The organism is Paramagnetospirillum marisnigri, from assembly GCF_001650715.1.
Classification (GTDB): Bacteria; Pseudomonadota; Alphaproteobacteria; order Rhodospirillales; family Magnetospirillaceae; genus Phaeospirillum; species Phaeospirillum marisnigri.
Genome location: NZ_LWQT01000040.1, coordinates 48890 through 62231 on the forward strand (window position 1 = coordinate 48890; position 13342 = coordinate 62231).

Here is a 13342-nt window from a genome sequence, read left to right on the forward strand (position 1 = left end):
TTCCCTCTCGTCACCCTCGGGCCTGACCCGAGGGTCCATGGATGGCCGGATCAAGTCCGGCCATGACGAGGAGCGAGAAAGCTTCCGCCTAAATCGGACAAACACTAGAAGGGGGGAAACCCAATCAGGTCACGATGGCGCCGGTCTTGGGCGGCTGGGCCTTCTTCACCCCGGCGAACATCTTGCCGATGAAGGCCGCCAGATCGGAAAGCTCGGTATCCTGCGAAATTCCCGCAGCCTTGGCCCGTTCCACGAACTTGCCCACATAGTCCAGATTCCCCGGCACTCCGAAGGAACGGCGGAACATGTCCTCGCCCAGCATGTCGAACAGAATGATGGTGGTCACCGCCAACTGGTCGGTGCGCAAGCCAAGATCGCCCACCAGCATCTTGGCGGGCAAGCCGCCCATCTCGGACAGCAAGCCGGTGATGCGCACCGTCTGCTCGGCATTGGGCAAGGCCGCCCGCACCGCGGGGTCCAGCAGGGTCATGGTGAAGGCGGCGCCACGCAGGCGCTTCTGATCGGGGGTCAGCACCTCGGCCAGGCGGGCGCGGCGGTCCTGGGTGGCGGCAGCGGGCTTGGCGGTCTCGATGGGCGCCATGCGCGCCCCATCGCCCGCCTCGGCGCCACCGCTGGGAGACACCCCCAGCGACTTGGCCTTCTCCTTGGTCTTGGCGGCCTCGGCCTTAGCTTTGGCCGACAGCAGGAAGGTGGGGATGGCCTCGGGCAGGGTGGAAGGAACCGGCAGCTCCTTCGGATTGTCGCGCAAACGCCGGATATCCTCGGGGACCTTGTAGTCCAGGATACGGCTGCCCAGCCGCTTCACCATCTGCGGCGACAGGGTCGAATACTCCGGCACCAGCGGCACCTGCCAGTCGTGCAGCAGGTGCTCCTTGAAGGCGTCGTAAAGCGCTTCTCCCCGGCCGCGCTTGGCCTTGGCCGCGCCGGGACCGGCCACGAACAGCTTGACCAACCGGCCCAGCATGCCGCTGCCCCTCTCCGCCTCCTTGTCTTGCCGCGAGGCGCCGCGCAGCGACCGGTTCTCGCCATCGAGGCGCTTGCGGAAATGGCGCTTGGCATGGGTACGCACCACCATGGCCACCACGTCGTCGAGGCTGCGGCCGCACGACAGCAAGGCGTCGGCGGTTTCCACGGGGACATTGTGCTGGTCCACCAGCAGGGCGGCGAATCTCTCCGGATTGGCGCGGAAGGCCTTGAAGCAACGGTCCAGCAGTTCGGGATCGTCCAGGACATGCTCCAGCACGCCCCGGCGCGGCAGCTTCTTCAGCTCCGGCACCAGTTGGGCCATGACCTCGGCAACCGGCCCTTCAAGGGTCAGGTTGATGCGGCGAACCATGTCTGCTTGCACGGCGGAAGGCAGGCGCGGCATCAATGGGTCCGTTCAGTTCGATCCATCCTACAAAGGTAGGACGCTTCGCGGGAAAACCCAAGCCTACGGAAGTCAGTCCCGTCGCGACCGATGGCCGAAGCGGGCGAAGACACCACGCATGAAAATGGCGCAGTCCAGCACGTCCGATCCCGGCCCCAGCGCCCGCACCCGGGCGCGATCGACGATGCGCGACACCAGTTCCGGATCGGCGCGCGGGCCGAACAGACGGCCGAACACCGTGCTGCCGATACTGTCATGGGCCACCAGCAGCATCACCGCCAGTTGGTCCTTGCGCAGCCCCAGGCCTTCCACCAGCAGCGATGCCGGGGTCGCGCCGACGCCACGCAACACGTCGCTGATCTTGACGATCTGATCGGCGTTGGGCAAAGCCGCCCGGACCTCGGGGTCCAGCAGGATCTGGTTGAAAGCCTCGGTGCGCAGGCGCAAGCCATCGGCCGACAGGATATCCGTCAAAACCGCCGTGCGCGGATCGGTGGCCTGTACCGAGGGACCGGACTCGCCAGGCGCCGATGCCCCCTGCAGCAGCGCCCCGTTCAACCCGGCGGTGCCGACAACGATGGTATCGGTCCGGGCGGGCATTTCGGGCCGCATCACCGGAGCATCGGGATCGGCGATCAGACGGGCCAGGGCCTCGGGCTCGCGGGCATCCAGAATCTTGGCACCGACGCGCCGCACCAGGGCCGGTTCCATCTCGGCATAGGTCGGGACCAGCGGCACCTGCCATTCGTGCAGCAGATAGGCCTTGATGGCGTCATAGAGTTCGTCAGCCGCGCTGCGGGTTTCCGGCACGCTGTTCCCCGCCTCGCGGGTGCTGGGCATCAGGGTGCGGCGGAAATAGCGTTTGGCGGCGGTGCGCACCACCATGGCGATGACTTCCGCCAGGGTGCGGCCGCAGGACAGCGGCACATTGTCCTCGGTCACCGGGCGGCGGCGCTCGTCCACCACCACCTGGCGGAACCGCGCGCGCTCGCTGCGGAAAATCTCGAAACACCGCGCCAACAGCCCCAGATCATCCAGGGTGCGGTCATAGGCCTGCTCGCGCGGCAGGGCCTTGAGCTCCGGCAGGAACTGGCCAAGGATATCGACCACCGGCCCCTGAAGGGTACCGTTGATCCGGAAGACCGCTGTGGCCGTGTCGGTCATGGCGGTGGCGTTTGCACCCATGACCGGCTCCTTTCGTCAATGGGTTAAATTTATTGCCTAATTTACCCCAATATGACGGGGGCTGGTAGGACTATCACCAGACTAGACCACATCACAGCTAGGGGAATGTGATCGCCTTCACACAATGAAGACGATTTCACTCATTATAAGGCGGACAATGCAGTCCGGCGGGAGATGCGGTAAAGACTTCGCAACCCGAGGCTGTGACTCCGATGGAATGCTCGAATTGGGCCGACAGTGACTTATCCTTGGTCACCGCCGTCCAGCCATCGGCCAGGATCTTGGTTTCCGCCCGCCCGGCATTGATCATGGGCTCGATGGTGAAGAACATGCCCGGTTCCAGCACCACGCCCTGGCCGGGCTTACCGAAATGCATGACGTTGGGGGCCTCGTGGAAGACCCGCCCCAAACCGTGTCCACAGAAATCCCGGACCACGGAAAAGCGATGATTTTCGACGAAGCTCTGGATGGCATGGCCCACATCGCCCAGGGTGGCCCCGGGCTTGACCACCTCGATGGAGCGCATCAGGGCCTCGTAGGTGACCTCCACCAGCTTGCGGGCCTTCACCCCCACCTTGCCGACGAAATACATCCGCGAGGAATCGCCGTGCCAGCCATCCAGGATGGGGGTCACGTCGATATTGACGATATCGCCGTCCTCCAGCCTCTTCTCACCCGGTATGCCGTGGCAGACCACATGATTGACCGAGGTGCAGATGGACTTGGGAAAACCGCGATAGTTCATGGGGGCGTTGATGGCGCCGCGACTGCTGATGAACTCGGCGCACAGACGGTCGATCTCGGCGGTGGCGACACCGGGAACCACATGGGGCGTGATGAAGTCCAGGGTTTCGGCCGCCAAGCGGCCCGCCCGCCGCATGCCTTCGAAATCAGCGGGGCCGTGCAGGCGAATTCGTGAGGAGTCCTGATCGTCCAATTCCTGAAATCTTTCACATCCGTTCAGCGATGCCGCCGGGGACATCGATGGGCAAGTTGGGGCCGATGGCAATTCCATCCAGGGAGAGACGGCAGATATAGCAGATCGCCTCGACGCCGTCGCGCATGGACTGTGCCAGGGCCGCCGCATAGGTCGGGTCGATATCCGCGGCGGGCCGGAACCCCACGCAGTCGGCCCGTTGCACCAGATACAGCATCACCGCCCGCTCGCCCACCCGCACCCGTTCGCGCAACTCGCCCAGATGCTTGGTGCCGCGCACCGTGACCGCGTCGGGGAACTCGGCCCAATCGCCGCGCTTGAGGTGCACATTCTTGACCTCCACCCAGCATTTGGGGCGGCCCTCGGCTTCCAGCAACAGGTCGATGCGGGAATTGACGCCGTATTTCACCTCGCGCCGGAGGGAGTCATAGCCGGTCAGCTCCTTGATCAGGCCGTCGCGGACGGCCTCGGCGACAATCAGATTGGGATGTGCGGTGTTGACGCCGACCAGATGGCCGTCCACCTCCACCATCTCCCAGTTCCATTTCAGCTTGCGATCGGGATTGGAGGCGGGCGACAGCCACACCGTCATGCCGGGCTCGGCGGTGCCCAGCATGGCGCCGGAATTGGCCACATGGGCGGTGACCTCGCTGCCGTCGTCCAGGCGGACATCGGCCAGGAACCGCTTGTAGCGGCGGATCAGCACGGCATGGGTAAGCGGGTGGGTGAACCGCATCAGGACTTGTCGGGCAAGCACCGCTCGCCAAAGCTCAACGAGCCGCCGCCCCCCCAGCCGCCGCCATTGGCGCCGCCGCCCAGGATATCGGACAACTGATGGGTGGCGCTACCCGGCAGGGCGGATTTGGGCTGGTCGGGATGGGGCGACCAGCCGGTCATGGTCATGATCTGGAAGGTGGCGGGCAGCCGCCCGTCGGGGCCGCCGAACCGGGCCTGATAGGCCGACAGGGCATGCAGCAGGGTGGCCCGGCGGGTCAGGGTCTTGCGTTGCTCCGCCACCGCGTTGGTCTCGCCCATGCCGCGCAGATCGGCCAGCAGCCGCATGGGATCGGCATAGGTCACGGTGATGGCGTCGCAATCCACCACCGGCAGGGCGAATCCGCCCCGCTGCAACAGCCCGCCCAGGTCCTTGACGTCGGCGAAGGGCGCGACGCGGGGGCTGACGCCGCCTTCCTCGGTCAGTTCGGCATCCATCAGCACCTGGCGCAGCTCGGCCAGGGTACCCGCCCCGAACATAGCGGCCAGGAACAGCCCGTCGGGCTTCAGGATGCGGCGGATCTGGATCAGGGTGCCGGGCAGGTCGTTGACCCAGTGCAGCGACAGGTTCGAGATCACCAGATCGAAGCTGGCGGGGGCAAAGGGCAGCCATTCCTCGTCGGCGGCCAGCGTGGGGCGGCCGTTGCGGGCGGCCAGGGCGGCCATGCGTGGCGACAGGTCGCACTGCATCAGGGTCTCGATGCCGCCCCTGCCCTTCAGGCAGTCGGCCATCTCGCCGGTATGGCAACCGAGATCGAGGGCGACGGGAAAGCGGCGGGTGACGTCGTCCAGGCGATCCGCCAGACGTTCGGCCACCTCCCGCACCAGGAAGTCATGGGCGGGAAATCCTTCACTGGCGCGGTCTCGCCGCTTGCGCACCAACGATCTGTCGAAGATTCTCATGCGCGCGGACTATGCCATAAGGTCCAGGCCAGGGGGAAGGAGAGAAGATGCTGCGGATATTCGCGCGTTTCGTCATCGACGCCCTGCTGCCGCCGCTGTGCCTGGCCTGTCAGGCTCCGGTGGCGGAGCCCGGCAGCCTGTGCCCCACCTGCTGGTCCCAGGTGACGTTCCTCGGCCCTCCCGCCTGCGCCTGCTGCGGCCTGCCCTTCGACTTCGACCTGGGCGAGGGCGCGTTGTGCGGCGAATGCCTGCGCCATCCCCCCGCCTTCGCCCGTGCCCGTTCGGTACTGCGCTATGACGAGGCCGCCAAACCGCTGATCCTGCGCCTCAAACATGCCGACCGGCTGGAGGGCGTGCCCGCCTTCGCCCTGTGGATGGCCCGGGCCGGTGCTGAATTGCTGGCCGAGGCCGACCTGCTGGTGCCGGTGCCCCTGCATCGCTGGCGGCTGCTGGCGCGGCGCTATAACCAGGCCGCCCTGTTGGCCGTGGCCCTGTCGGGGCGTTCGGGAGTCGCCGCCGCCCCCGACCTGCTGCTGCGCCGCCGCCGCACCCCGCCCCAGGGCCATCTCGACCGCGCGGCGCGCGCCCGCAACGTGGCCGGGGCCTTCCAGCTCAATCCCAAGCGCCAGGGGCTGGTGCGGGGCAAGCGGGTGGTGCTGGTGGACGACGTGCTTACCAGCGGCGCCACCGTGGCGGAATGCGCCCGGGTCCTGATCAAAGGCGGCGCCGCCCGGGTCGATGTGCTGACCCTGGGGCGGGTGATCCGGGTGGAGTGATCGCGCCGCCTGCGCTATATAGGAAAAACGCCAAGCATGGAGCCACTCATGGCCGAGATCGAGATCTACACCACCGAAGTCTGCCCCTATTGCGTCCGCGCCAAGAAGCTGTTCGACAAGAAGGGCGCCACCTATACCGAGATCGACGTCACCACCGACGACGGCCTGCGCCAGTACATGACCAACCGGGCGGGCGGGCGCCGCACCGTGCCGCAGATCTTCATCGACGGCGTCCATGTGGGCGGCTGCGACGACCTGTACGACCTCGACCGTGCCGGCAAGCTTGATCCCATGCTGGCGGGCAAGTGATGCGGAATTTCAAGGCCGCCTGCCTCCAGGTCAACGCCTCCAACGACCTGAGCGCCAATTGCGACGCCGCCGCCCGCTTGGCTGTCGAGGCCCGCGCCGCCGGGGCCGACCTGATCCTGATGCCGGAAAACGTCGCCATGATGGAATGGGGACGCTCCAACATCGTGCTGAAGGCCATGCCCGAGGACGAGCATCTGGCGCTGAAATTCTTCCGCGACCTGGCGCGCGAGATCGGCGCCTGGCTGCATATCGGCAGCCTGCATGTGCTGGTGGCGGACGGCATGGTCGCCAATCGCAGCTTTGTCATCGCGCCGACCGGCGACATCAAGGCCCGCTACGACAAGATCCACATGTTCGATGTCGATCTTGGCCTGGGCGAGGTCTACCGCGAATCCGCCACCTTCACCCCCGGCGACCGGGCGGTCGGCGTCGCCCTGCCCTGGGGACGGCTGGGCCTGTCGGTGTGCTACGACCTGCGCTTCCCCCACCTGTACCGGTCGCTGGCCAAGGCGGGCTGCGACTTCCTGGCGGTGCCCGCCGCCTTCACCCGCACCACCGGCAAGGCCCATTGGCACGTCCTGCTGCGGGCGCGGGCCATCGAGACCGGCTGCTATGTCTTCGCCCCCGCCCAGTGCGGCGAGCATGTCAATGACCGCCAGACCTATGGCCATGCCCTGATCGTCAGCCCCTGGGGCGAGATCCTGGCCGATGCCCTGGAACAACCCGGCTGGGTCATGGCCGATATCGACCCGCGCAAGGTCGAGGACGCCCGCAAGAAGATTCCCTGCCTGGACCACGACCGCCCCTTCGCCATGCCGGGGCGGGACTGAGACTTGCCCCCGGCCCAGGCTTCGGCCAATATGCCCGACACCCTGCCCCTCCAAAGGTTGCCCCCAAGATGATCGTCCGGACCCTCGCCGCCGCTTTCCTCGCCTCCACCCTGGCCATGACCGCCATTCCGGCCCAGGCCCAGGAAAACATGCCGCTGTCGCCCAAGCAGGTGGATGCGGTCAAGAAGGTGGTGCGCGACTATCTGATGGAGCACCCCGAGGTGCTGGGCGAGGCCCTGGAGGCGCTGCGCGAGAAGATGCGCGCCCAGGCCGAGTCCGACGCCTTGAAGATGGTGGAAGCCCGCCGCGACGAGATCTTCAACAATCCCGATGATCCCGTGGCCGGGAACCCAAAGGGCGACGTGGTGGTGGTCGAATTCTTCGACTACAACTGCGGTTTCTGCAAGCAGACCTTCGATCCGGTCCTGGAAGCCGTCAAGGCCGACAAGAACACCAAGCTGGTCATGAAGGAAATGCCGATCCTCGGTCCCGATTCGGTGCTGGCCGCCCGGGTCGCCCTGGTGGCCAAGGCCCAGGGCCAAGCCAAGTATGACGATGTCCACCGCGCCTTCATGAAGTTCCGCGGCCGCCTGGACGAGAAGACCATCTTCCGTCTGGCGGGCGAAGCCGGACTCAATGTCGAGCAGTTGAAGAAGGACATCAACGGCCCGGATATCGACCGTCAACTGAAGAAGGTCTCCGAGCTGGCCCGGTCGCTGGAAATCGGCGCCACTCCCACATTCATCGTCGGCGACCGCCTGTTGTCCTCGGCCGTGGACCAGTCCACCTTGAAGCAGTTGATCGACAACGCCCGCAAGGGTCTGGCCAAGAAGGGCTGACGCCCCTGGGCGGGACCGGCGAGCCTCCCCCATACTCCAAGGCGGGACCGCGCTGCTGCGAAAGCGTCGGCGCCACCATGGTCGGCCATTTCGTCACTCGCCTGGAGGTGGAGGCGGGCAAGGCGGGCGGCAGTCTGTCCGCCGCCCAGATCCGTGCCCTGGCCCAGCGCTTTGTCGCCGCCGAGCAAAGCCGCTTCAAGGGCTACTACCAGCGCGCCTTCGACGAGTGCACCATCGCCCGCGAGGCGCTGTTGCTGGAAAGCGCGCGCAAGATGCCGTTCGACCGCATCCTGATCCGTCGCTTCGCCCATCTGTTCCCGGCGCGCACCGGCGATGACGGCGGTTCCGGCATCATGTCGCGCCGCATCATCCCCGGCTTCAACCTGGCCATCGGCAAGATGATCGGCCCCGCCCTGTACCAGCAGTGCGACCAGACCTGCGAGGCCATCCTGTCCCGCCACACCGCCCCCGATGGCAGCCTGGACTGGGCGGCCATCTACGCCGATCCCCAGGCCAAGGCCCTGGTCAACGAGGCGCTGGTGGTGGTCGCGGGGACGTTTTCCAGCTTCGACAAGCGCCGGATCTGGTTCAGCGACATGGTCAACGCCAATCTGACGCCGGTCCGCCGTGGCGCCTCCGACGAATCCTTCCGCCTGGGAGAAAGCGGCTTCGCCGCCCTGATGCGGGCGCTGTTCGCCGATCTGGCCGCGGCCCTGCGCGCCAATCCCGCCGGGGCGCGGGCCAAATGGGGCGATGCCACCGTCACCGCCCTGGCGGAATTTCTGCGTCGCCTCGAGGGGGCGTAAGCCCCCCCCTCGTTGAACCGCCTCAGGCCTTGCCGAACACCCGCTTGAAAATGGTGTCCACATGCTTGGTGTGGTAGCCCATGTCGAACAGCTCGGCCAGGGCGGCGGGGGAAATCTTGGCGGTGACCTCGGGATCGGCCTGGAGCAGGTCCAGGAACACGGCGCCTTCCTGCCAGACCTTCATGGCATTGCGCTGGACGGCGGCATAGCTGTCCTCGCGGCTCATGCCCGCCTGGGTCAGGCCCAGCAGCACCCGCTGCGAGAACACCAGCCCGCCCAGCTGATTGAGATTGCGCTCCACCGCATCGGGATAGACCACCAGCTTTTCCATCACCCCGGCCAGCCGGTTGAGGGCGAAGTCCAGGGTCACGGTGGCGTCGGGGCCGATCATGCGCTCCACCGAGGAATGCGAGATGTCGCGCTCGTGCCACAGGGCGACATTTTCCAGCGCCGGGGTCACCATGCCGCGCACCAGCCGGGCCAGGCCGGTCAGGTTCTCGGTCAGCACCGGATTGCGCTTGTGCGGCATGGCCGAGCTGCCCTTCTGGCCGGGCGAGAAATACTCCTCGGCCTCGCGCACCTCGGTGCGCTGCAGGTGGCGAATCTCGATGGCCACATGCTCGATGGAGCTGGCGATGACGCCCAGCGTGGCGAAGAACTGGGCATGGCGGTCGCGCGGGATCACCTGGGTCGAGACCGGCTCGGGCTTCAGGCCCAGCTTGGCCGCCACATGCTCCTCCACCCGGGGATCGATATTGGCGAAGGTGCCGACCGCGCCGGAAATGGCGCAGGTGGCCACGTCTTCCCGCGCCGACTTCAGGCGGCGGCGGTTGCGCTGGAACTCGGCGTGGAAGCCCGCGAATTTCAGGCCCATGGTCACCGGCTCGGCATGGATGCCGTGGGACCGGCCCATGCAGACCAGATCCTTGTACTGGAAGGCCCGGGCCTCCAGCGCCGCCAGCACCCGGTCGATCCCGGCCAGAAGGATGTCGGCCGCCTGGGTCAGTTGCACAGCCAGACAGGTGTCGAGCACATCCGACGAGGTCATGCCCTGGTGGACGAAGCGGGATTCGGGGCCGATATGCTCGGCCAGCTCGGTCAGGAAGGCGATGACGTCATGCTTGGTGACGGCCTCGATCTCGTCGATGCGGGCCGAGCGCTCGGGCGTATAGGGCTTGTCGCCATTGGCCCAGATGGCCTTGGCGGAGTCTTTGGGGATCACCCCGATCTCGGCCAGGGCGTCGCAGGCATGGGCCTCGATCTCGAACCAGATGCGAAAGCGGTTCTCGGGCGTCCAGATCTGGACCATCTCCGGGCGGGAATAACGGGGGATCATGGCTCGGCGCCTCCTCGGACGAAATCAGGAGGCGGAGATAGCACGTCGGAGGAAAGGATTAAAGGCTGCGGATGCGGCCATACTGGACGAAGTCGGTCCAGGTGCGCTCCAGGCGCTGCATGGTGTCCAGCGTGGTCACCAGCTCGGCCTGGGTCTGCTCGTCACCGCCCAGGGCGGCGGCCAGATCGTTCTGCAGCTTGCGGATGGCATTGCACAGCGTCAGGCCCTTGTCCGCCAGCTTCAGGCGCACCGAGCGGCGGTCATGGGGCGAGCGTTCCTGGGTCAGGTAGCCGCACTCGGTGAGCGCCTTGATATTGTAGGACACGTTGGAGCCCTGGTAATAGCCGCGATCCTTGAGGTCGCGGATCACCACTTCGTTCTCGCCAATGTTGTAGAGCAACAGCGCCTGGACGGCGTTGATGTCCTCGATGCCCAGACGACGCAACTCCGTGCGCAAGACATCAAGGAAATGTCTGTGCAGGCGTTCGATCAGGCGAATGATGTCGAAGTATGGCTGGCTCACGAGGGCGGAGTATATGGGCATTCCGCCTGCGCCACAATAAGGGATTACAGCGATAAACAGTATGGGCGGTTGCGACCATAGAGCGGCGCCCCCCATGAGAAACAGGGCCGTTTCAGATATGGGGCTCGACGCTCTAAGCTCCGGGCGGCTATCCTGCCGCCACGGGGATCGAGAGGGGAGCGGCAATGTCGGCGATCGAGAGCGCGAGGCCCGAAGGACGGCACAAGCCCACGGTGGTGGTGGTGTTCAACCAAAAAGGCGGGATCGGCAAGACCACCACCAGCGTCAATCTGGCGGTGTGCCTGGCCTCGCTGGGCCGCAACGTGATCCTGATCGACCTGGACGCCCAAAGCAACGCGTCCACCAGCGTCGGCCTGTCCTCGCCCGCCGCCACCGGCGCCTATCAGCTGCTGCGTGGCGAGGTGCAGGTGGCCGAGGCCTGCCGCCCCACCCCCTATCCCAATCTGCGATTGGTGGCCGGCTCCGACGATCTGTCCTGGGCCGATGTGGAAATCGCCGTCAAGCCCGAGCCTCAATATGTGCTGGAACGCGCCCTGGCCACCACGCCCGAGGACGTGGACGTGGTGGTGATCGACTGCCCGCCCGCCTTCGGCATCCTGTCGGTCAACGCCTCGGTGGCGGCCGATGTGGTGATCCTGCCGGTCGTTCCCTCCCCCATGGCGCTGGACGGGCTGCACAAGGCGTGGTGGAACATCCAGCGGGTGCGGACCCATTTCAACCGCGACCTCGACACCATGGGCATCCTGTTCACCATGACCGAGGACAGCGAGTTGATGCACCGGCTGGAGGAAGCCATCACCGCCTCGTTCGGCGGCCGGGTGCTGCCGGTGATGATTCCCCGCGACCTGACGGTGATCGAGGCCGCCGCCCGCGACCTGCCGCTGGTGGTGCTCAATCCCGATGCCCCGGCGGCCCTGGCCTATCGCCGCCTGGCCGAGGTGGCGCTGGCCCGGCTGATCGACCGGGGCGGCCCGGCCCTGACCGACCCCGACCGCGGCCAGGCGCTGAAACGGCTGAAGCAGTGGCGCGAGCCCCGCCCCTACAACCCCGAGCCGGGCGCCTTGCCCTCGGTGCATGAATCTCCACCCATGGAGCCGGGACCGCCACCGGCTGAGTCCTGGGACGACCAGTTGGCCGCCACCGAGGACGAGATGGCCCTGGTGACCGGCCTGGGCTGGAAGATCGGTGTCGCCGTCATGCTGATCGCGCTGGGATCGGTGCTCGGCTTCGCCTTCGGCCACTGGTACTACGTGGGCTGAGCCCGGTGGATCAGATGCGGTAGCCCAGCCGCACGCTGCCCCAATGGCGTCCCTGGACGGTAATGGGGGCCGAGACGTCCTTCATCATCACGAATTTGCCGCCGCCCATGTCGCGCCGATAGGTCTGCAACAGGAAACTCTTGGTATTGCGCCCGGCATTGAGGCCGGTGCGGTCGTTGAAGATTCGGCGGTTGCGGCAATTGGCGTTGTTCCACACCGGGTCGGCGCCCTGGGGCTGCGACACCCGCTTGTTATGGGTGGGAATGAAGCCGTTGCGGTCGCAGGAACAGCAAAACGCCACCCGCTCGTCCAGGGTCAGATTGGCTTCCTGGAATTCAGGCAGCACCTGATCCGTGAAATTGACGAACTTCGTCATATGCTGCACCGGATTGCTGCCGGGGATGGGCTGATAGGATTCATCGAACAGGTCGGCAAGGCTGATGCGGCCCTTGGCCACCGCCTCCTCGAAGGTCAGCGAAACCTTGCGGGCGGTCTCGCACACCGTCTCGATGAACGGCGTGTCAGCGGTGCGGAAGCCCGAGGCGGCGATGTAGCACATCAGTTCCTCGGAATTGCCCAGCAGCGACGAGATGCGTTCGTCGGCCTTGAGCAAGCTTTCCGTGGTCATGGCCACGCCTTCAAAGAACTTGTCGATCTCAGCCATGACGTCCTGGCACTGGGACAGGGACTGCGAGGCGGCCTGGGAGATGTCTCCCACCTTGGCCTCCACCGAGTCGATGGCCTGGCCGAACACCGAGACGGCATTGTTGATGACGCCGACGCCCGAGCCGACCGAATCGGCCATCTTCAGGGTGTCGGTGGAAGTCTCGATCAGGGTGGTGACCGATCCGGACAGGTTCTGCACCGTATTGTCGATGCCGGTGGTCACATCGGCGGTCTGGCGCGCCAGGGTCTTGACCTCGGTGGCGACCACGGCGAAGCCCTTGCCGGCATCACCTGCCCGCGCCGCCTCGATGGTGGCGTTCAATGCCAGAAGATTGGTCTGACGCGCGATCTTCTGGATATTGCGCGACATGGAGCTGACTTCGCCCAGCGCGCCTTCCAGGCCTTCCAATTGCTGCTCGATACCCTGGACCGCGCCCACCAGGGTGTTGACCCCCGCCAGGGCTGAATCGATGGTCTGGAGCGAGTCGGCGGATTGTTGCCCCGCCTGAAGGGTCAATGTCCGGGTTTCCTGCCCCGCCACATCGATCAGGCCGATGGTGTCGACCATGGCATGGGCGATGCTTTTCAGATGGGAAAAAAGTTGTTCCTGATGTTTGACGAAGCGGGTCAGCCCGTCCATGGTGCCCGCGATGTCGGCCACCTCGAGACTGAGGCTATCAATCCGCTTGAGAACTTCCGTCGCGAAGGAATCAGCGCTTTCCCGCGCCGGGGAATCCCCGCCGTCCAGACCTGCCATGTTCATTGTCTCCCGGAACATATGCGCCAGT

Annotated in this window: 14 protein-coding genes; 6 read left to right on the top strand and 8 right to left on the bottom strand. The window is 66.0% G+C overall.

Annotated elements, in window-relative coordinates; all coding sequences use genetic code 11:
• Positions 1–124: 124 nt before the first annotated feature.
• From A6A04_RS04430 to A6A04_RS04450, 5 genes are all read right to left on the bottom strand, one after another.
• Positions 125–1390 carry a hypothetical protein gene (locus tag A6A04_RS04430; RefSeq protein ID WP_068490303.1) on the bottom strand — a complete coding sequence of 422 codons (1266 nt, stop codon included), beginning with the start codon at positions 1388–1390 and terminating at the stop codon, positions 125–127.
• 72 nt (positions 1391–1462) lie between these two features.
• Positions 1463–2575 carry a hypothetical protein gene (locus A6A04_RS04435; protein WP_068490305.1) on the bottom strand — a complete coding sequence of 371 codons (1113 nt, stop codon included), beginning with the start codon at positions 2573–2575 and terminating at the stop codon, positions 1463–1465.
• A 136-nt stretch (positions 2576–2711) separates the two neighbouring features.
• Positions 2712–3557, bottom strand: coding sequence for a type I methionyl aminopeptidase (gene map / locus A6A04_RS04440; protein ID WP_068490307.1), 846 nt, complete (start codon positions 3555–3557; stop codon positions 2712–2714).
• Entirely contained in the window at positions 3526–4248 is a 723-nt protein-coding gene (sfsA, locus tag A6A04_RS04445; RefSeq protein WP_068490309.1) for a DNA/RNA nuclease SfsA, read from the bottom strand. Before sfsA ends, map begins: the two co-directional genes overlap by 32 nt.
• Positions 4248–5189, bottom strand: coding sequence for a methyltransferase domain-containing protein (locus tag A6A04_RS04450; protein WP_082914691.1), 942 nt, complete (start codon positions 5187–5189; stop codon positions 4248–4250). Before A6A04_RS04450 ends, sfsA begins: the two co-directional genes overlap by 1 nt.
• 47 nt (positions 5190–5236) lie before the next feature.
• Between A6A04_RS04450 and A6A04_RS04455 the strand changes: the two genes are divergently transcribed.
• The 5 genes from A6A04_RS04455 (at position 5237) to A6A04_RS04475 (ending at position 8749) form a co-directional block, all read left to right on the top strand.
• Entirely contained in the window at positions 5237–5965 is a 729-nt protein-coding gene (locus tag A6A04_RS04455; RefSeq protein WP_068490311.1) for a ComF family protein, read from the top strand.
• 48 nt (positions 5966–6013) lie between these two features.
• A complete protein-coding gene (grxC, locus tag A6A04_RS04460) occupies positions 6014–6274 on the top strand; it encodes a glutaredoxin 3 (protein ID WP_068490313.1) in 261 nt (86 codons plus the stop codon).
• Positions 6274–7104, top strand: coding sequence for a carbon-nitrogen hydrolase family protein (locus tag A6A04_RS04465; protein WP_068490315.1), 831 nt, complete (start codon positions 6274–6276; stop codon positions 7102–7104). Before grxC ends, A6A04_RS04465 begins: the two co-directional genes overlap by 1 nt.
• 68 nt (positions 7105–7172) lie before the next feature.
• Positions 7173–7943 carry a DsbA family protein gene (locus A6A04_RS04470; protein ID WP_068490317.1) on the top strand — a complete coding sequence of 257 codons (771 nt, stop codon included), beginning with the start codon at positions 7173–7175 and terminating at the stop codon, positions 7941–7943.
• Between the two features lie 77 nt (positions 7944–8020).
• Positions 8021–8749 (top strand): hypothetical protein, encoded by a 729-nt coding sequence (locus tag A6A04_RS04475; protein ID WP_245651072.1) that lies wholly within the window; start codon positions 8021–8023, stop codon positions 8747–8749.
• A gap of 22 nt (positions 8750–8771) precedes the next feature.
• Here A6A04_RS04475 and purB read toward each other — a convergent pair whose 3' ends face one another.
• Together purB and A6A04_RS04485 are read right to left on the bottom strand one after the other, a co-directional pair.
• On the bottom strand, positions 8772–10085 hold the full coding sequence (gene purB / locus A6A04_RS04480; RefSeq protein WP_068490321.1) for an adenylosuccinate lyase: 1314 nt from the start codon (positions 10083–10085) through the stop codon (positions 8772–8774).
• A gap of 58 nt (positions 10086–10143) precedes the next feature.
• Positions 10144–10629: a MarR family winged helix-turn-helix transcriptional regulator gene (locus tag A6A04_RS04485; RefSeq protein WP_082914692.1), complete on the bottom strand. Its 486-nt coding sequence runs from the start codon at positions 10627–10629 to the stop codon at positions 10144–10146.
• A 164-nt stretch (positions 10630–10793) separates the two neighbouring features.
• On the opposite strand from A6A04_RS04485, the gene A6A04_RS04490 reads away from it, so the two are divergent.
• On the top strand, positions 10794–11888 hold the full coding sequence (locus A6A04_RS04490; protein WP_068490325.1) for a ParA family protein: 1095 nt from the start codon (positions 10794–10796) through the stop codon (positions 11886–11888).
• Positions 11889–11898: 10 nt separating this feature from the next.
• Here the strand turns inward: A6A04_RS04490 and A6A04_RS04495 are convergent, their stop codons facing one another.
• Positions 11899–13311 carry a methyl-accepting chemotaxis protein gene (locus A6A04_RS04495; protein ID WP_082914699.1) on the bottom strand — a complete coding sequence of 471 codons (1413 nt, stop codon included), beginning with the start codon at positions 13309–13311 and terminating at the stop codon, positions 11899–11901.
• Between the last annotated feature and the right edge of the window lie 31 nt (positions 13312–13342).